The sequence below is a fragment of the Paenibacillus endoradicis genome (assembly GCF_024721975.1).
In genome coordinates, this window is the sequence record NZ_JANQBB010000008.1 from 240,789 (window position 1) to 259,756 (window position 18,968).

At 36.4% G+C, this 18,968-nt stretch carries 15 protein-coding genes; 14 read left to right on the top strand and 1 reads right to left on the bottom strand.

Annotated features, from left to right (window positions below):
* Positions 1-6 precede the first annotated feature (6 nt).
* The 14 genes from NV377_RS22995 (at position 7) to NV377_RS23060 (ending at position 17,640) form a co-directional block, all read left to right on the top strand.
* A complete protein-coding gene (locus NV377_RS22995) occupies positions 7-2,580 on the top strand; it encodes a hypothetical protein (RefSeq protein WP_258203155.1) in 2,574 nt (857 codons plus the stop codon).
* A gap of 205 nt (positions 2,581-2,785) precedes the next feature.
* A complete protein-coding gene (locus NV377_RS23000) occupies positions 2,786-4,138 on the top strand; it encodes an extracellular solute-binding protein (RefSeq protein ID WP_258203156.1) in 1,353 nt (450 codons plus the stop codon).
* Between the two features lie 43 nt (positions 4,139-4,181).
* Positions 4,182-5,072 (top strand): carbohydrate ABC transporter permease, encoded by an 891-nt coding sequence (locus NV377_RS23005; RefSeq protein WP_258203157.1) that lies wholly within the window; start codon positions 4,182-4,184, stop codon positions 5,070-5,072.
* Positions 5,073-5,130: 58 nt separating this feature from the next.
* On the top strand, positions 5,131-5,958 hold the full coding sequence (locus tag NV377_RS23010; RefSeq protein WP_258203158.1) for a carbohydrate ABC transporter permease: 828 nt from the start codon (positions 5,131-5,133) through the stop codon (positions 5,956-5,958).
* A gap of 69 nt (positions 5,959-6,027) precedes the next feature.
* A complete protein-coding gene (locus tag NV377_RS23015; RefSeq protein ID WP_258203159.1) occupies positions 6,028-7,818 on the top strand; it encodes a cache domain-containing sensor histidine kinase in 1,791 nt (596 codons plus the stop codon).
* A gap of 11 nt (positions 7,819-7,829) precedes the next feature.
* Positions 7,830-9,017 carry a response regulator transcription factor gene (locus NV377_RS23020; protein ID WP_258203160.1) on the top strand — a complete coding sequence of 396 codons (1,188 nt, stop codon included), beginning with the start codon at positions 7,830-7,832 and terminating at the stop codon, positions 9,015-9,017.
* A 49-nt stretch (positions 9,018-9,066) separates the two neighbouring features.
* Positions 9,067-10,047 carry an N-acetylglucosamine kinase gene (locus NV377_RS23025; protein WP_258203161.1) on the top strand — a complete coding sequence of 327 codons (981 nt, stop codon included), beginning with the start codon at positions 9,067-9,069 and terminating at the stop codon, positions 10,045-10,047.
* Positions 10,044-11,357, top strand: a complete 1,314-nt coding sequence (locus tag NV377_RS23030; protein ID WP_258203162.1) for a 6-phospho-beta-glucosidase — start codon at positions 10,044-10,046, stop codon at positions 11,355-11,357. The genes NV377_RS23025 and NV377_RS23030 overlap by 4 nt, the downstream gene beginning before the upstream one ends.
* Before the next feature lie 343 nt (positions 11,358-11,700).
* Positions 11,701-13,107, top strand: coding sequence for an ABC transporter substrate-binding protein (locus NV377_RS23035; RefSeq protein ID WP_258203163.1), 1,407 nt, complete (start codon positions 11,701-11,703; stop codon positions 13,105-13,107).
* A 70-nt stretch (positions 13,108-13,177) separates the two neighbouring features.
* The gene (locus NV377_RS23040) at positions 13,178-14,080 is read left to right on the top strand and encodes a carbohydrate ABC transporter permease (RefSeq protein WP_258203164.1); all 903 of its coding nucleotides are present in this window, start codon (positions 13,178-13,180) and stop codon (positions 14,078-14,080) included.
* Positions 14,081-14,092: 12 nt separating this feature from the next.
* Positions 14,093-14,989, top strand: a complete 897-nt coding sequence (locus NV377_RS23045; RefSeq protein ID WP_258203165.1) for a carbohydrate ABC transporter permease — start codon at positions 14,093-14,095, stop codon at positions 14,987-14,989.
* Between the two features lie 69 nt (positions 14,990-15,058).
* Entirely contained in the window at positions 15,059-15,742 is a 684-nt protein-coding gene (locus NV377_RS23050) for an N-acetylmannosamine-6-phosphate 2-epimerase (RefSeq protein ID WP_258203166.1), read from the top strand.
* A 60-nt stretch (positions 15,743-15,802) separates the two neighbouring features.
* Complete coding sequence (locus NV377_RS23055) at positions 15,803-16,714, top strand: dihydrodipicolinate synthase family protein (protein WP_258203167.1); 912 nt, start codon at positions 15,803-15,805, stop codon at positions 16,712-16,714.
* Positions 16,715-16,752: 38 nt separating this feature from the next.
* On the top strand, positions 16,753-17,640 hold the full coding sequence (locus NV377_RS23060) for an ROK family protein (protein ID WP_258203168.1): 888 nt from the start codon (positions 16,753-16,755) through the stop codon (positions 17,638-17,640).
* 170 nt (positions 17,641-17,810) lie between these two features.
* Here the strand turns inward: NV377_RS23060 and NV377_RS23065 are convergent, their stop codons facing one another.
* Positions 17,811-18,683 (bottom strand): helix-turn-helix domain-containing protein, encoded by an 873-nt coding sequence (locus tag NV377_RS23065; protein ID WP_258203169.1) that lies wholly within the window; start codon positions 18,681-18,683, stop codon positions 17,811-17,813.
* Between the last annotated feature and the right edge of the window lie 285 nt (positions 18,684-18,968).

Consider the following 18,968-nt stretch of genomic DNA (forward strand, 5'->3'; position numbering starts at 1 on the left):
CAATACATGAATTTCAAAAAAATAATGATCGGTGTAATGTCAACGTCTCTACTTATGAGTGCATTTGCAATGCCAACATTTGCAGCAAAGCTTCCAGGTGCAAAATATTCAACGGTGCAGTTAGAAGCTGTGCCAACAAAGGAAATGACTTATTATAAGGACGGTTCCACATCTATTCCTACAGATTTGAAATGGATAACAGATTCTAGCGCATTGAAGTTTCTTCCGCTAAATGTAATAGGTGATGTTACGAGCGTCGTTCTAGATAATGGCGTCTATTGGATTGGTACTGAAAATGGATTGCAGCGTGTCAATTTTAGTGAAAGCAACGCAAGTGATATCGTGCAATATTTTGCAGGTCCCCGCTATTTATATGGTGGAGATGGTTTGGTTACAGGTTTAGCTAGTGATAATGAGGGCGGTATTTGGGTAAGAAACGCTAGCGGGGTAACACATATTGCAATGCCAAAAAAAACTATGGCTGAGAAAAATGAGGCATATGAGCGAGTTGTCCAAGATGTTCATGATCGTTATGGCTTAACTTCATATGCAAACTTTAATTTTACAGAAACTGATGGTGATTTTGATGGAATCAATTATAGTTCAGATACTGGAATATTAGATTCTACTCCAAGTACTTCAGATAATGATGGCTTATGGACAGCGATGTATGGAATAGGTGAGATTTTCCGTTATGCTGCACTAACTGAGCAATATGGAGCTAGTCCTACTATTGCACAGCAAGCTGAAATCGACGAGGCGAAGGTAGCAGCCATTCGCGCAACTAAAGCTGTTTTGCTACTGAGTTATGTTTCTGGCCGTGGCAACGGATTTCCAGCACGTTCTTTCATGCTAACAAGTGAACTTTCTGCTGAAACCACTGACGGTACGTATTATGGCCTGCAATCGCGTCAAAATGGCTTCTGGTTCCAACATGTAGTTGGTGAAGATGCGGTTAATCCAAATGGTATTATTCCAAGTATGGATATTGAAGGTGAAACACCAATTGGTTACTCTATAGCTCGTGTAACCAAAGATACAATGACTAAAAAGGGATCACGTCTGTTTCCTTCTGGTGGGACAGATGTAATGAACTATAACGGTATTGCGCTTAGCAATGAGGCAATTGATGCATTAAATGAAACACGTTCTGAGGGAGAGAAACTAGGTACCGATATTTATACAATTGTTGAAACCGTAGATGGAGAAGAAGTTCATCAGGTGCTTCCAGTTATTACTACGGTGACAAATAAAGCATCAGCTAAAGAAGATAAAACAACTAATGTAGACAATAAGCCATTATTCCAATTAACAGCTCCTGTCTATGAGCAAATTCCAACGTACTTTAATGATTTATTTCCTAGTAGTGTCATTAATAACGAAGGTAACATTGATATGAACCAAATCGTATACAAAGCGGATACTTCTTCAGATGAAGTAGATGGTCATTATGCATTATTGTACACAGCATATAAGTATCTAATCGGTGATACTGATGATGCTGAATTGTTAGAGTTGAAGTCCTATGTTGAGAAGAGTACTCATCACTTGACGGAGTTAATTCTGAACAATGATCATTATTACGTAGAAGATGCAACTGGAAAAGCTACACAGTGGTCTAGATGGATTTCTCAATATTTCAATGACGGTATTGGCTCTATGAAAGAAAATGAACTATGGAAATATCGTGTTGGTGTTGATGAGAATGGCGATGATGCACTGTCCTATGGTTATGAGGATGGTCCATTGAATGTTCTTCAGATTATGTCATTCCTCAAAGCGGCAATTGTGATCACTGAAAATAGTACACTGTATTCAGATGCTACGGAGAAATATAAAGTTGCCTATGAGCTTGCGTTCAATGGAAGTTATAGTACAGAAGCTCCGTATGTGAATGGTAAAGGTTATATTAATATTGCTCAGGAATATATTGAGCGTCGCTTAATTCGTCAAGCAACGAGTGCTTACTCTATCAATGGTAATCAAGTTGTGAGTCCTGATACTTGGGATATCAATAATTATACTGGCGAAATGGAAGATGACTCTAATATTAATGCAACTCTTCATAATGATTGGACGCAGTATATTAACTATTCCGATGAGGAATTAGGTTGGTTCCCAATATTTGTTCTAGCAACTGCAGAAACAGATCCAGCAAAGCATACAATGATCGCCGATGCGTTTGATCAATGGTATGAGAATGAGGTTCGTGAAGAGAATCCATTCTACACTTTCCTTTATCAAATTGTACATCCAGAAAAGACTGATGTAGAGCTTGAAGCAGCTGTACGTTATTTATATCGCTTACCACAATATCTTATTACATTCCCTGTAGAGTGGAATCGTCAGGATGTACTCTACATTGAACCGGGTTATCGCGATGACTATGTTCAAACTAACTATGTATTAGCTCCAGATGAAAGAAAAGCAATGAAAAATAACACTAATCCATTTGAAGCTGATGGACAAATGGAGAGCGTAGATCCCAACTATAATTACAGTTATGGTGGTTTGGAAGTAGGTTTTACCTTTACTATTCCATATTGGTTAGGTCGTTATTTTGAAATAATTAAAGAATAAAACTAGTTATCTCTAATGGTGGCTGATCATTCATATCAAGCATTGTGAATGATCAGCCATTTGTATTAAATAGATCTTAAGAAATCAAACATGATAGCTAAAGTTACAACATAGCTTGCAATTATTGTTTTTTTTATAATAAAAGGGTAGTAAGTAATAGGTTTGTGGAGATAGAGATTGATCATTAAAGGGAGGAAATTCAATTATGAAATTCAGTTCATTTAAGTCCATCGTTTCGTTCATTCTTCTGGTAACTGTACTTATTATGGTAGCCGCTTGTTCTAACGGAAATAGCAACCTTAATGCAGGAAATACTAATAAGGAAGAAACAAGCACACCAGTAACAAGTAAAGATAGTAGCGGAGAAAAAATTAAATTAACTTTCCAAAATGCTTATCCAGATGAGACTAATATTCAGCATCGTGTCATGAAGCAAATCGTTGAAAATTACATGGACGAAAACCCAAACATTACAATTGTGTTGGATTCATTAAATACAGACCAACAAAAAATCAAACTAAAAACACAAGCAGCTTCCGACAGCATGCCGGATATTACAGTAGTGAATGCAAGTGCTCAAATGGAGCCATTCGTATCAGCTAACAAGCTAGCTCCACTCAATGACATATTGGAAATCGATGGTCTGGGTGACAGTTTTCAACAAGGGATTTTAGATTATTTCACTTTTGACGATCAAGTTTATGCATTACCTGATGGAAATAATGTTGCAGTTGTGTATTATAACAAAACATTGTTTGAACAAGCAGGTGTATCAATTCCAACTACCTTTGATGAATTAATAGCAGCAGTTGAAACCTTTAAATCACAAAATATTATTCCAATGGCTGTTGGTGAAAAGGAAACATGGACGGGATCGTATCTATTTATGAATATTGTACTTAGACTAGCTGGTCCTGGTTATTTGGCAGACGTTATGAATGGAACGAAAACCTTTAATGATCCAGCATTCGTTGAATCAATTTCGAAAATGGAGCAATTAGTGCAAATAGGTGCCTTTCAAGAAGGAGCGACATCGTATGACTACGATATGGCTAGCAGCTTATTTACGACAGGTCAAGCAGCTATGTACTTTATGGGAACATGGGCCACAGCTGAAATTGAGGATGCAGGTATTGCAGATGAAGTAGGAGTATTTGCTTTTCCAACTGTAGATGGGCAGGGGGATATTAATGAGTATATGTTAGGGCCGGGTACAGCCTTTGCTCTTGCAGCTAATTCTCCTCACTTAGAAGAAGCTAAAGTGTTTTTACATTATTACATGAAGAACTATCCAATCGTTGCATTCGATATGAAAAATGCAGTTGGATTAGCACAAGATGTTGAAGGTGACTTCGCGTCGGCAGGATACTCTCAGCTTTCGATCGAGGTTCTAGATTTATTCAAAAGTGTATCAGGCGGTGATATTGCATTTGACAGTACATTGGATGCAAGTACAACACAAACACATTTGAATAGTATACAAAACGTATTTGTTTCAGAAGTTATTTCAGAGGATGTAGCTGCAGAACATCAAGCAGCATTTGAAGAAAATAATTAAACTGCTGAGCTAGTAATCTGCTCTCAAGATGGAGGAAAACAAATTGAGCTTAATGAAAATATCTTGGAGAGCGCTAGCAATCTTTGTCTTACCTTGTTTAATACTCTATCTTTGTATTGTATTTGTTCCAATTCTGATTTCAATTTATTATTCTTTCTATGATTGGAATGGAATTGGAGAAGCACATTTCGTCGGCATTTCGAACTATATTGAAATGCTGACGAAAGACAAAGTATTCTGGCCCTCCTTTATGCGAACGATTTGGTATGCTGTGTTTTCTATGATTCAAATTCCAGTTGCATTGTTACTTGCTGTGTGGTTGCGACGATATGTAAAAAAACCTAATTTCTTAGTCTCTAGCTACTTCTTACCGGTTATTTTATCAGTTGTTGTAATTGGTCAGTTATGGAAAAATATCTACAATCCTGCTTCAATGGGGGGATTATTGAATAACATTTTGATTAGTGTTGGACTTGAGGAATGGTCTAAAGCTTGGCTGTCCGATCCAGATGTTGCGATATTTGCAGTGATTTTCGTTTCGTTATGGCAGTATCTAGGATATCATTTGCTGATCCAATTTACAGGTATTCAAAATATCCCGACAGAAATCTATGAAGCAGCTAGAATTGATGGGGCTGAGGGATGGAAATCTGATAAATATATTACATTTCCGCTAGTTGTACCTGTATTCAAAATCTCCCTTGTATTAGCGATCATTGGATCATTAAAAACTTTAGATATGGTACTTGTTATGACCGGAGGCGGTCCGGGTAATGCTACCCAAGTTATTTCAAGTCATATGTATAAAATTACTTTTCTATCTATGGAGTATGGTTATGGTAGTACTATTTCTGTATTTTTAATTGTAGCTTGCTTATTATCTACTCTATTACTAAATGGACTATTTAAAAAATCGGAGGATGCGATTCAATAAATGAAATCTAAATCTACGATGAAAGTCTATTACGATTAGAATAGAGAGGAGTAAGAATATGTGGAGTAAATTTTCAGCTTTAGGTGTGAAAATTGTGTTTGGCATGTTGTTCATCACGCAAGTATATCCTCTCATTTGGTTAGTATTGTATTCATTCAAAACAAAAGATGAAATATTGACGGGGAAATTTCTGTCACTACCTAAAAAATTTATGTGGAGTAACTATAGTAACGCACTCGAGGCAGGTCATTATGTACGTTATTTGATGAATAGCTTAATGATTGCGTTAATAACTATCGTCATCACATTAATATTAAGTGCGATGGTTGCCTACGTAATAACTAGGTTCAAGTGGAAATTTAGTAAGCTAGTGATGCTAGTATTTATGATTGGTATTATGATTCCAATGCAATCTACACTATTGCCGTTAATGATTATGTTTAAGAAAATTCATATTTTGGATACACATTTATCTTTAATTTTACCGTATGTTGCCTTTGCTATACCTGTAGCTATTTTTATTTTAAGTGGGTTTTTCAAGACATTACCAAGAGAATTAGAAGAATCCTCATCTATTGATGGTGCTTCTATCTATCTAACTTTTTTTAGAATAATATTACCAGTCATCATTCCGCCGCTTACGACGGTTACTATTTTAACCTTTATTGACGTTTGGAATGAATATGTTCTTGCTTCTACTTTTATATCGTCTATCGATTTGAAAACATTACCTTTTGGTATTTATAGCTTCTTTAGTCAACATTCGACCAACTATGGAATCATAGGAGCTTATTTAATACTTGGTATGCTACCTGTTATGTGTGTATATTTTTTCTTGTCGCAAAAAATTACAGAAGGAATGGTTGCTGGTGCAATTAAAGGCTAATATAATTCATGGTATATTACGTATAAATAAACTATATTAGGTATAAATAAATTATAGAAGGTACCTACTATGATGAGGAAAATATCGTTTCGTACATTCGGTTCCCGTATATTTATAATATTTTTATTTAGTTTCATTGGTATTTCTATTATTTTATCTTTTATTTATTATCAGGTAACATCGAAGCAATTAGAAGATACCATAAGTGATGCTGCAATGAAAAATGTAAAGCAAGCAAGTGAACATATTGATTTATTGCTGCAGGGATATGAAAGCTTGAGTAAATCTATTATTACGAATACAGATATTCAAAATCTAGTAGGAAAACATAGTAATAATTCGGCAGTTAAGGCTATCAATGATCGCACGATAACGAATGCAATTGGTGCCATCTATTATGCTTGGGAAGATGTTATAAGCATACATGTCCTGAGTAATGACGGAGCAGCTTATAGCTATGGGGCGTTAACACAAGTTGTAAATCCGAATTACATGACTTTAGATTGGTATAAGCAGCTGCAACACTCTGAAGGTGAAACGGTTTGGTTTGGAATGGAAACGGATTCCTTGATTGATACGAGCCGCAAGGGAGAAGTGTTTGCATTTGGAAGAAAGCTATATAATTTAACTCGTACTGAATCTGTGGGAGTCGTAATTATTGAGATGAGGACAAATATTCTGCAAAATATATTGCAGAACGCAAATATAACAGAATACACTGAAACTTATCTAGTGGAGCAAGGTATTATCAAGGGCGGTAGAAACTCACAATTATTTCAGCAGGTTGCAGTAGGATTAGAGTCAGCAACAAGTGTAGGGAAAATGAAAAGAGTAGATGATCATTTTATTGTTAGATATCCTCAAAATATTAATGATTGGGAATTAGTAAGCTTAACCGAATCATCGATAATAAAGATAGAAATTGTACAGTTCAGACAATACTTCATGATTATTACGTTATCTTTAGTCATTTTATCTATGATATTCGCAATCTTAATTTCGGTACATGTTACGTCTCCTTTTAAGAAGCTACGTATATATATGCGTAAAGTGACATTAGGAAACTTTGAAGAAATACCAATTATGAATTCGTATGTAGAATTAGAATCATTAACAGGTGCCTACAATCAGATGGTACGTAAACTAGATGAATTATTCGTTCAAATGCGAGAAATGACTGAAAGTGAACGAATTGCTCAAATTCATGCCCTGCAATCTCAAATCAATCCTCATTTCTTATACAATACATTAGATATGATTTATTGGACACTAGACGAAGGAGAGAATGAAAAATTAGGAGAGATCGTTTTAGCTTTGTCTAGCATGTTTCGCTATAGTAGCAATTGGGAAAATCATGCAGATGTGACCTTGCGTGAGGAATTGGAACAAATTAAAGCTTATGCTTTAATTACTCAAATGAGATTTGGAGAGAAGTTAGTATTTGACTGGAAGATTGATCCCGATGTGCTTGATGTGTGTATTCCCAAAATGTCACTGCAGCCAATTGTTGAAAATGCTGTTATTCATGGTGTTGGTGAAGGTGGGGGGGAAATTAAAATTGCTGCATATTTGCTAGATTCTGTTGTACATATTTCAATTACAGATCATGGCAAAGGAATGGATCAAGCTACACTAGAAAGATTAAATGCTCTTTTTACTCAAGCTGAAGTGAAGATTGATTCATCAGAAAATTCCTTGAAAGTAGGAATAGGTTTGGTAAATGTCCATAAACGTATCGTTTACCGCTATGGAATGAAGTATGGTTTGTCTATTACATCTTCAGGTCTAAACAGTGGTTCTATTGTTATTTTCACGTTACCGTATCAAAGTACACAACATACAATGATGAGGTTAGAATAGGGGGAATTGCTATGAATATCCTGGTAGTTGATGATGAACATACAATACGAGATGGGGTGGCGCGGACTATACAGACCGTGTATCCAAACTGGACTATTCATACAGCTGAATCTGGCGAGGCCGCCTTGCAGTATTTGGATATTATAGATTTTCATATAGTCATTATGGATATTATGATGCCTGGTATGAGCGGTTTAGATTTGCTTCAACAAGGATCTACTCTCAACAAAAATATTCGCTGGATCGTCATTTCTGCTCATTCTGATTTTCAATTTGCCCAAAAGGCTATTCGGTACGGAGCAAGAGATTATATATTGAAGCCCATAGGCAAGCCCAAGCTAATTGAACTCTTACAAAAACTTGAAATTGAAATTAATGAAGAGAATTTTGTTAGACAATATAATCTGAAACTTCACAATTTACTGTTGCAAGCTAAGGAGATGGCTTTCAAGGAATGGATCTCCAGTAAGGATCCACATCATGAATACTTTAACTTGGATGCGTTTAGAGCACAGTTTGAACCCTGTATTGCAGTACTTGTCCATATATTATGTCCACCATTAACATCAGCCAATGTAATAACGCTTTCATCGCAAATTACTGAGCAATTGAATAAGTACGGTGAAGCATGGACGGTTCATTTGGAGAAGATGACCTTTATTACCTTATTTACTTCTGATTCCTTAAAGCAAACAAAGTTAATTGATGAGAGTATGTATCTTATGTTAGAGCAACAAATACAAGTACTTGGAAAGTGTGACATTCATATTACAAATGTGGTAGATTCCTTTAGTTATTTACCAGAGCGGATCAATCAAATGCTAGATATGAAGAGCATTCCTCACCCAAAAGAAAGCTATTTATCAAGTGAAGAAGTCATTACTACAGCAATTCGATATATTGAAGATCATTATCAAGATAATCTTTCATTAGAGAAGGTAGCAGCAATTGTATATCTACATCCAGTCTATTTCAGTCAACTATTCAAGAAAATAACAGGTAAGGGATATAAAGATTTTGTTATTCAATTACGCTTAGATCAAGCCAAAAAATTATTAATTACCTCTCAATTGAAAGTTGTAGAAGTAGCGGAGCAAGTCGGATATAGTGATCTTCGACATTTCACGCAAATTTTCAGAAAAGTTGTACAATTGACTCCAAGTGAATATCGTTCAAAAAATCGAATTATACATTGTTAACATGAGATTCTATGTTGATTCATCTAATGAACAGGGAGGATAGAAGAAGATGAGAATAGTGATGGGAGTTGATGGCGGTGGCAGTAAAACCTACACCGTCATCGTAAATGAAGAGGGAGATCTACTTGGGGAAGGCTTATCTCAAAGTGGTAATTATGAAATCGTAGGTCTTTCTCAAGCTATGGTTAATATTAAAGAGTCCATGGACTTAGCTTTACAGGAAGCAAATTTGAAAGAAGCTAATATAGATTTTGTTCAGTATGGACTGGCAGGTGCCGACCGTCCACAAGATTTTGTGATGCTCAGCCGCGAACTTTCTAAATTTTCTTATGTCGCATGGGATTTAGTTAACGACGCAATGGAGGGATTACGTATTGGTAGTACGGATTATACGGGCGTGGTCTTAATTTGTGGAAGTGGAACAAATGCAATAGGACGTAATGAAGTAGGTGAAATTGTTCAGATTGGTGGATTAGGGGAGATGTTTGGCGATAGAGCAGGGGGGAAATATCTCGCTGCAACAACATTTTCACTAGCGTTTCGTGCCTGGGAAGGTAGAGAAATTGCCACTTCCTTGACTAGCAAAATCCCTGAATTTTTCGGATTACAAACGATGCTTGAGGTAAGGGACCATATTTTAGATGCTGAGCTTGAATATATTCCTGAGCAGATAACAGTGGTCTTACACGAAGCAGCAAGCGAAGGTGATATGCTGTCTAGAGTATTGTTAGAACAAACTGGTAAAGAGCTTGGTTTAGCCGCTTTAGCGGTATTGGATAAATTAAGAAGTGCAATAGATGAGGCGATTCCAATTGTATTAATTGGAAGTGTGTTGCAAAAAGGACGTAGCCCTTATCTTTTAATGTACTTAAAGAAAACAATTCAGAAAAAATATAAGGAAGCACAGTTGTTCATACCTGAAATGGTTCCGGTATATGGAGCGGTAATGCTAGCAATGGATCAATTGTCAATCCCTTTGGCGCCAAGTTTGTCTGAAAAATTTATTCAATATGGAGGTTACAGTAAATGAAGAAGATACCATTAAAAGTAGCTGTTATTGGTGGTGGTTCATCCTACACTCCAGAACTGATAGAAGGCTTTATTAAGCATTATGATGAATTTCCTATTAAAGAATTGTATCTTGTCGATGTAGCAAAGGGTATAGATAAATTAAATATAATAGGTGCAATGGCTAAACGTATGTTTGCAAAGGCTCGTATTGATATTAATATTCAGACCACTTTAGATCGTCGAGAAGCTATTAAAGATGCGACGTTTGTTTCTACACAGATTAGAGTAGGTCAATTAGAAGCGAGAGCACTAGATGAGCGTATTCCTGTTGAACTTGGGTTAATAGGTCAAGAGACAACGGGTGCCGGTGGATTTGCTAAGGCGTTACGCACAATTCCAGTTATTTTAGATATATGTAAAGATATTCGTGAGCTAGCACCCGACGCTTTTATGTTGAATTTTACTAATCCTGCAGGTTTAGTGACAGAAGCAGTAATTAAATATGGCGGTGTAAAATCAATAGGTTTATGTAATCTACCTATTGGTCTACAAATGCAAATTGCCGAACTATGCAATGTTGATGTGGCTGAGGTTCAAATTGAAATGGTAGGGATAAATCATTTAAACTGGACTACGCGCATTATCGTTAGTGGGGAAGATATTACAGAACAATTTCTCTCAGAATCAGCCAGTGGACCAGGTCTTAATATGAAAAATATTCCTGATTTAGATTGGGATTCGCAATTTTTGCAGTCGTTAAAAGCTTTACCATGTCCGTATCATCGCTATTACTACATGAGAGATGAGGTACTAGAGAAGCAAATTGAAGATTATAAAAGTGGAAATACTCGAGCAGAAACCGTGATGCAGCTAGAAGCAGAACTATTTGAATTATATAAAGATGAGGCGCTAGATATTAAACCACTACAATTAGAGCAAAGAGGTGGAGCATATTATTCGGAAGTTGCCGTCAATTTAATGACTGCTATATATAATAACAAGAAAAATATTCAGATTGTTAACGTGCGTAATAACGGAATTATATCATGTCTGCCAGATGATGCTTCCATTGAAGTAAATGCTGTAATTGACGCCAATGGTGCACACCCTCTTGCATTAACAGGTCAGCCAGGCCCGCAAATACGTGGCCTATTACAAGCAGTAAAAGCTTATGAAGAATTAGCAGTAGAGGCAGCTGTACACCGCAGCTATGATGTAGCATTACAAGCATTATGTGTTCATCCTTTGATTGGATCAGCCGCAAAGGCAAAAGCGGTATTAGATCGCTTACTTGAAGCACATAAATCATATATACCTAAATTTTCATAAGAGATTTGGAAAATATAGCTCCCGATCGAATATGTTCGATCGGGAGCTATATTTATACCACGATGTTTCACCTTGATTATAGAAAACCTATGTTGCCTCAAACGTAGGTTTCTTTTTGTTTCTGTGTATACATACGATAATTCTATTATTGTCTATAAAAAGTTAATAGAATTAACTCAAAGTATTATAATAATGTTATATTTTATTACATTGATGTAACATTAACACCCCAAATGTAAAATCAGGGGGATTTTCACATTTACAAAAACATAATACGATTAAATTACGAATTGAGCAACAGTAAATATTGCATTAATTCAATAAGAAATCAGGGGGAACAGTAATGAAAATGTTGAAGCGAAAATCTTTATTGTTAATGGTAGTGGTTTTACTTGTGTCATTGGTTTCCGCGTGTTCTGGAAATAACAATGGTGGAAATGGCAATGCGGGTAATACTAACGCATCAGCTACACCTACACCAACAGTAGAAGTTACTGCAGATACTGCAGAACCAGTAGAAATTACTTGGTGGAACTTCCCTAACTTTACAGCTTTAGATGGTGAAGTAGGAAAATTCGAGAAACAAATTATTGCTGCTTTCAATGAAAAACATCCTGAAATTACTGTAAATCTTGAAATGTTAACGTTTGATGGTGGTCCTGAAAAATTAAACGTTGCTATAGCGACATCAACGGCTCCTGATGTTATCTATGACGCTCCAGGTCGAATTATAGATTGGGCGAAAAAAGGTTTGCTAGCTCCTATCGATGATATGTTCACAGATGAGGTAAAAGCAGATATTACTCCTGCAATTGTAGAGCAATCATCTGTAGATGGAACGATGTATATGTACCCGTTCAATACTGGTCCATTTACAATGGCAGTGAATAAAACTTTATTTGAAGATATCGGGGCATTAGATTTATTGCCACTTGATTCAGAAGATCGTACTTGGACTGTAGCAGAGTTTGAAGCTGCCCTAAAAGCAGTTAAAGAAAAAGCTCCAGATGTTATTCCGGTAGGATTCTATGCGAAATCTCAAGCAGGGGATCAAGGTACACGTGGATTCCTAACTAACTTAGCAGGTTCAACATTCCTTAACGATACAAATGATGGCATTGCGCTGAACAATGAAGGTGGCGTTGCTGCGCTTGAGTGGATTATGAATGCATCTAAAGAAGGATTGTTAGCTCAAGGGGCGGCATCTATGGCTGCTTCTGATCATAACGACTTATTTTTACAAGGCAAGATGGCATTTGCAATTAACTATTCAGCAGTGTTGAAAACTCAATTTGCACCAAACAAAGCTTCTGATTTCGAAGATATTTTATTACCATATCCTACGGTTGATGGTTCTGCTCCAAAACTTGAGCCTTTCCTAGGAGGTCTATCCATTTTTGATAATGATGATGCTGCAAAAGTAGAAGCTTCTAAGAAATTTGTTGATTTCATAGTTAATGACCCTGAGTGGAGTATTACAGCGCTTAAACAAACAGGTGGATTATCTGCACGTAACTCTATTACTGGTATTTATGAAGGATCCGAATACGCATATTCAGAATTAGCTCGTAAATTCATTACAACGCCGCCAACTATTGCTGATGGTTATGCTGAAATTCGTACGTATTGGTTCCCAGCACTGCAAAAAGTATTATTAAATACTGCTTCTGCAGCTGATGCTCTTGCCGAATTTGAAACACTTGGCAACGAAGCTATTGCAAAAGGTAAAGCCACTCGTATTAGTAATTAAGTAGAACATTAGGAAAGGAGTAGCAATATGCTACTCCTTCCGATTCAAAGAGCAGATTGGAGAGAATGATATGTCGACTGCAGCGCTCAAACCGAAATCCCCTCGAAAGTTTAAACGTGAATGGCTAACAAGTTATTTATTTTTATTACCAGCTCTATCATTTTTCCTTATGTTTGTTGCTTATCCGATGGTACATGGTATTTACATTAGTTTTTTTGATTACAACTTAACAAGTTTTGAATTTATTGGTTTTGATAACTATGTGACATTATTTAAGGATAAAAATTTTCATCAATCTGTAATTAATACAGTGGTTTTAGTTCTAGTAGCCGTACCTATTGTTATTGGATTTTCAGTCTTTGCGGCAATGACGATTTACAAAAAACATGAATTGCTTCGATCTTTATTTAGAGGAATTTTTTATTTGCCGGCAGTTACTTCAGTCGTATCTGTAACCGTTGTGTGGAACTGGATCTATCATCCTAACTTTGGTATTTTGAATTACTTAACTGGACTCGTTGGCATGAAGCCTATTTTTTGGTTAGGTGACCCTAACACCGCTCTAATGGCCATTACAGCAATATTGATTACGACTTCTGTGGGTCAACCTATCATTTTGTATGTGGCAGCACTAGGAAACATTCCTATTTCATACATTGAAGCAGCACAGCTAGATCGTGCTAGTTCGAGACAAATATTTACGAAGATTATTTGGCCAATGTTAATGCCGACTAATTTATATGTAATTGTTATTACGACGATTAACACTTTCCAATGTTTCAGTCTTATTCAACTATTAACTTCTGGCGGACCTATATATAAAACATCAACTGTTATGTATAGCGTATATGAACAAGCATTCTCATTTGGTAATTTTGGACTTGCTTCAGCAATGGGCGTTTTTCTAGCAATTATCATTGGTATCATATCAATCATTCAGTTTAAGTTCTTAGGTAGCGATGTGGAATACTAGGAGGCGATCACATTGAAAGCTCAGATTGAAGCAAATATAGGCACTAAGTTTAATAATTCTAAAAATAAAGAAGTGAAAAAAAAGTCCTTTTTGAAAAATTTAACTCCAGGTAACGTTATTTCTATGATCATCCTTAGTATGTTCTCGATCGTATTTATTTTTCCGTTTTACTGGATTGTTACTGGCGCTTTCAAAATTCAAGTTGTAGCAACGCAAATACCACCACAGTGGTTTCCACTAGACATTGTTATGGATAACTGGGTCACTTTATTCAAAAATCCAGTTACTCGTTGGACATTCAATAGCTTCTTTATAGCAATTTCAGAAATGGTACTCATTTGTTTAGTATCGACTACGGCAGGTTTTGTGCTAGCGAAGAAACAATTCCCTGGTAGAAAAATCATTTTTACGGTTTTAATAGCAGCCATGGCTTTACCTAAGCAAGTTATTCTAGTTCCTTTATTTACTCTATTAGCGAAATTAGGGTGGATTAATACATTCAGAGGACTAATATTACCTGCAATAGGTTGGCCGTTCGGTGTGTTTCTAATGAAGCAATTCTCACAAACGATTCCAACTGAAATATTGGAGGCCGCGAAAATCGACGGTTGTTCAGAATTTCGTTCCTTTGTAACGATTGCATTACCACTGCTTAAACCAGCTATTGGAGCATTAGCCATCTTTACATTTATGACTAGCTGGAATGACTACTTCAGTCAATTAATTATTACACGCTCTACTGACATGATGACTCTACCTTTAGGAATAGCAACAATGCAAGGGGAGTATCGCACAGATTATGGTGTAATGATGGCTGGTGCGGCACTAGCTTCATTACCGATGTTGACGATTTTTATATTATTCCAAAAATCATTTACTCAAGGTATTACTTTAGGAGCGGTGAAGTGAACTACCAAATTAACATGAAGGTTCAAAAAGCGGGCTTTCAGAACTACCTATATTAGGGGGTTGATTGTAATGTTATCATCCATCAAGGGCGGCTTAATTGTTTCGTGCCAAGCTTTAGAAAATGAGCCGTTGCATAATCCTTATATTATGAGCAGAATGGCATATGCGGCATATTTGGGCGGAGCAGTTGGCATACGTGCTAACTCCAAAATAGATATTGAAACGATTAAAGAAGAGCTACAATTACCTGTCATTGGGATCGTCAAACGAGATTATGATGATAGTGATGTTTTTATAACTGCTACTCAGCAAGAAATTAATGAATTACTCGCAAGTGGCTGCGAAATGATTGCTTTAGACAGTACAATACGTTCTCGTCCTCATGGGGAAACAATCGAACAGTTAATTGCTCATGTGAGAAGTGTTAGTCCAACGACCCAATTAATGGCTGATATTTCTACTGTAGAAGAAGCAATATTAGCACAAACACTTGGGTTTGATTGTGTTTCAACAACATTATATGGTTATACCGCGCAAACCTCAGGTTTGAAATTATATGAAAATGATTTTGAATTTCTTAAAGAGGTCATAAGTAGTGTAGATATTCCTATTATTGCTGAAGGGAATGTGATCACACCAGAGATGTTCAAACGATGTCTACAATTGGGTGCATACTCTGCTGTTGTCGGCGGTGCAATAACAAGACCTATGGAAATTACGAAACGTTTTGTTGCGATGATTGATTCATACTAATATATCGTAACTTAAATCATATTCTTACACTCTATGGATAGATAAGAAGGAGAACGTAACATGAGAACTGATCAATTATTTGGTGTTATTCCTGCTTTTTATGCATGCTATGACGACGAAGGAGAAATTTCACCTTCTCGTACAGAGGCACTAGCAATTTATTTATATGAAAAAAATGTTCAAGGGCTTTATGTAGGTGGAAGTTCAGGTGAATGCATTTATCAAAATTTAGAAGAGCGTAAAGCAGTTCTAACTCATGTTGCTACCTATATGCGTGGGAAATTAGCCTTAATTGCACATGTAGGTGCACCATCAACTCGCGATAGTATTGCTCTTGCGAAGCATGCGGAAAGTTTAGGGTACGATGCAATTTCCGCAATACCACCTATTTACTTTAAGTTACCTGATGACTCTGTACTGCAATATTGGAATGATATTATGGAGCATTGTTCATTGCCATTTATCGCATACAATATCCCGCAAACAACAGGCTATACATTAACCCCGAGTGTCTTCTCAAAGTTAATTGAAAACGATAAAGTTATTGGTGTTAAAAACTCATCCATGCCAACGATGGATATTGAACGTTTCAAACGTGTAGGTGGTGCGGACACATTAGTATTTAACGGACCAGATGAACAATTTGTATCAGGTTTAATGATGGGGGCAAATGGTGGTATTGGTGGAACTTATGCTGCAATGCCTGAGTTATTTCTTAAAGCAATAGAGTTAGTGAAACAAGGTGATATGGCAACAGCGATATCACTTCAAAGTGATATTAATGAGATTATAGTTAAGCTTTGTTCTTGCCAAGGACATATGTACGCAGCAATTAAGGACGTACTAGCAATAAGAGGTGTTATTGTTGGGGGAGTGAGAAAACCACTTGCATCGACAACGGTAGAAGATGTTGATATGATCATGGGCATCGTTAACCTAATTGACCAAACTATTGAGAAGTACGTAAATTAACCGCGAATAGCAATGATCTTTGAAGTGAGGTTATGCTCATGAACAGAATTTTAGCTGCTGACATTGGTGGAACTAAAACTAAAATAGGTATATGTTGTATACTTGCAGGTTCGATAGAATCATATAAAGAATATGACACAGATAGTCATCTTGGTGGTCCTGCTGTTATTAAGAAGCTCATATCACAATTATCGGAGTATGACGGGTATGAGGCTATTGCCATTAGCACAGCAGGACAGGTTAATGTGGATGAAGGTTACATTATATATGCTAATGAAAACATTCCGCAATATACTGGAATGCGACTAAAAGAAATACTAGAAGACACTTTTCACTTCCCTGTGCGTGTAGAAAATGATGTTAATGCTGCTGCGCTAGGTGAAGCAAACTATGGTGCAGGAAAAGATGTGGAGCACTTTTTATGCTTGACGTATGGAACGGGAATTGGCGGAGCTATCGTTATTGATGGGAAAATCTATCGTGGTGCAAGTGGTAGTGCAGCAGAGTTTGGGCATATATTTACTCATTCAATGGATGAAGTTCAAAAAGGAAATCGCTTACCTTATTATGAATGTTATGCAGCGACAAGTGTGCTAGTCTCTTCCGCTCAACAAGTAAACCCTAATTGGAGCAATGGTAAAATCATCTATGAGCTATGGGAACAAGGGGATGAAGCAATAGTTCATATTGTTGAAAGATGGACAGACGAGGTAGCGAGTGGTTTAGCGTCGTTAATTCATATATTCAACCCTCCCTTGATCGTCCTAGGTGGAGGGATTATGGAGAGAGAAGCAATCATTACGTTAATCGAACATAAGTCCAAACAATTAGTAATGAGCAGTTTTGCCAATGTACAAATTATCCCTGCAACATTAGGAAACCGAGCAGGCTTACTTGGCGCAGCATCGCTCTACTTACCAATGTAGTTACAATATTGCTTCGAGTTACATCCAATGTGGCATGCAACTGTATCATAGTTATGTAACAAAAAAGATAACAATAAATGGGACCGATAGACTGAACACTTAGAAAAGTGAATAGTCTATCGGTCTTGTTCGTAAGACGAGCATTGCTAACTTAATATAATTAAATAACATTATAAAATACTTGATAACTTACGGTATTGTTTAGGGGAGATTCCTTCGTGCTTTCGAAAAATTCGGCTGAAGTAATGAGGGTCATCATAACCGATGTTTCCACCTATTGCCTCTATAGAAAGGTGAGTTTCTCTTAATAGTCGTCTAGCATGATGATGCCTAATGGAACTCACATATTCTCCAGGAGTCATTCTCGCTACCTTTTTGAATAGCTTAGCCATATGATCTTCATTCAAGCACATAATTTCGGCTAAAGCTTTATTATTCCAACTAGCAGACGGATCAGCTTGAATAGCATCCATTAATTTTTTTATAGCGATAGTATGAATAGATTTATCTGCAAGCTGACGCGTTATTTGTGTTCTTAGTAAATGGGCTAATATTTGAAGCATTAACGCCTTACATACTAACTCATAACCAAGTGATCGATTCGTAAATTCATAGACGAGTTGCTCCATCAATTGCACACAGGCTAAAGGTGGTGTATAAACAGGATCCTCTGATAAGGGGGAGAATGATGAAGCGACTGCTTCGATACAGAATTTATTCGATTGTACCTTATCTTCATTAACGACCATATCTTCTTCTGTTTGAATATCAAGTTCATCAAAAAAATCAAAATGGATACCAATAAATTGCGAATTTGGACGTGAAGTAATCTCATTCTGATGATAGATTCCAGCGGATAAAAAGATCAATTGTCCCTCTTGTAATACATATCGTTGACCATTCATCTCTGTAGCGGCTTCTCCGTGACTAACATAAAGTAACTCATAATCATATAGTCTTCTTCGGGGGAGTTTACCGTAGGGCATAGTTTGCATCTGAGCATAATGAATACTAGGCGACCATTCCTTAAACGCTGTTTCCATATAGATTAGCTCTCCTCGCAAGAAAAAGTTTATAGTAATCTAAATTATACTATTCCTAATTAACTACTATTTCTTCATTATAAGGTTGCACTATATAAAGCGTAAAGAAAACATATGAATTTTAAAAATAGAACGGAATAATGCAAGATAATCTTATTTAACTTAAACTAAATTAACACTAGTAAACTTATTAATGGTTGAATAGACAACGATAATTACTATTAAGGTTAATAAAACAAATATCTCGGAATAGTCCACCAAATATCTCTATTCTCTAAATATTTC

Bases quoted from the DNA above. Each gene is read 5' to 3' on its own strand.
- NV377_RS22995 (WP_258203155.1), top strand. From the start codon at position 7: ATGAATTTCAAAAAAATAATGATCGGTGTAATGTCAACGTCTCTACTT.
- NV377_RS23000 (WP_258203156.1), top strand. From the start codon at position 2,786: ATGAAATTCAGTTCATTTAAGTCCATCGTTTCGTTCATTCTTCTGGTA.
- NV377_RS23010 (WP_258203158.1), top strand. From the start codon at position 5,131: ATGTGGAGTAAATTTTCAGCTTTAGGTGTGAAAATTGTGTTTGGCATG.
- NV377_RS23015 (WP_258203159.1), top strand. From the start codon at position 6,028: ATGATGAGGAAAATATCGTTTCGTACATTCGGTTCCCGTATATTTATA.
- NV377_RS23020 (WP_258203160.1), top strand. From the start codon at position 7,830: ATGAATATCCTGGTAGTTGATGATGAACATACAATACGAGATGGGGTG.
- NV377_RS23025 (WP_258203161.1), top strand. From the start codon at position 9,067: ATGAGAATAGTGATGGGAGTTGATGGCGGTGGCAGTAAAACCTACACC.
- NV377_RS23030 (WP_258203162.1), top strand. From the start codon at position 10,044: ATGAAGAAGATACCATTAAAAGTAGCTGTTATTGGTGGTGGTTCATCC.
- NV377_RS23035 (WP_258203163.1), top strand. From the start codon at position 11,701: ATGAAAATGTTGAAGCGAAAATCTTTATTGTTAATGGTAGTGGTTTTA.
- NV377_RS23040 (WP_258203164.1), top strand. From the start codon at position 13,178: ATGTCGACTGCAGCGCTCAAACCGAAATCCCCTCGAAAGTTTAAACGT.
- NV377_RS23050 (WP_258203166.1), top strand. From the start codon at position 15,059: ATGTTATCATCCATCAAGGGCGGCTTAATTGTTTCGTGCCAAGCTTTA.
- NV377_RS23055 (WP_258203167.1), top strand. From the start codon at position 15,803: ATGAGAACTGATCAATTATTTGGTGTTATTCCTGCTTTTTATGCATGC.
- NV377_RS23060 (WP_258203168.1), top strand. From the start codon at position 16,753: ATGAACAGAATTTTAGCTGCTGACATTGGTGGAACTAAAACTAAAATA.
- NV377_RS23065 (WP_258203169.1), bottom strand. From the start codon at position 18,683: ATGGAAACAGCGTTTAAGGAATGGTCGCCTAGTATTCATTATGCTCAG.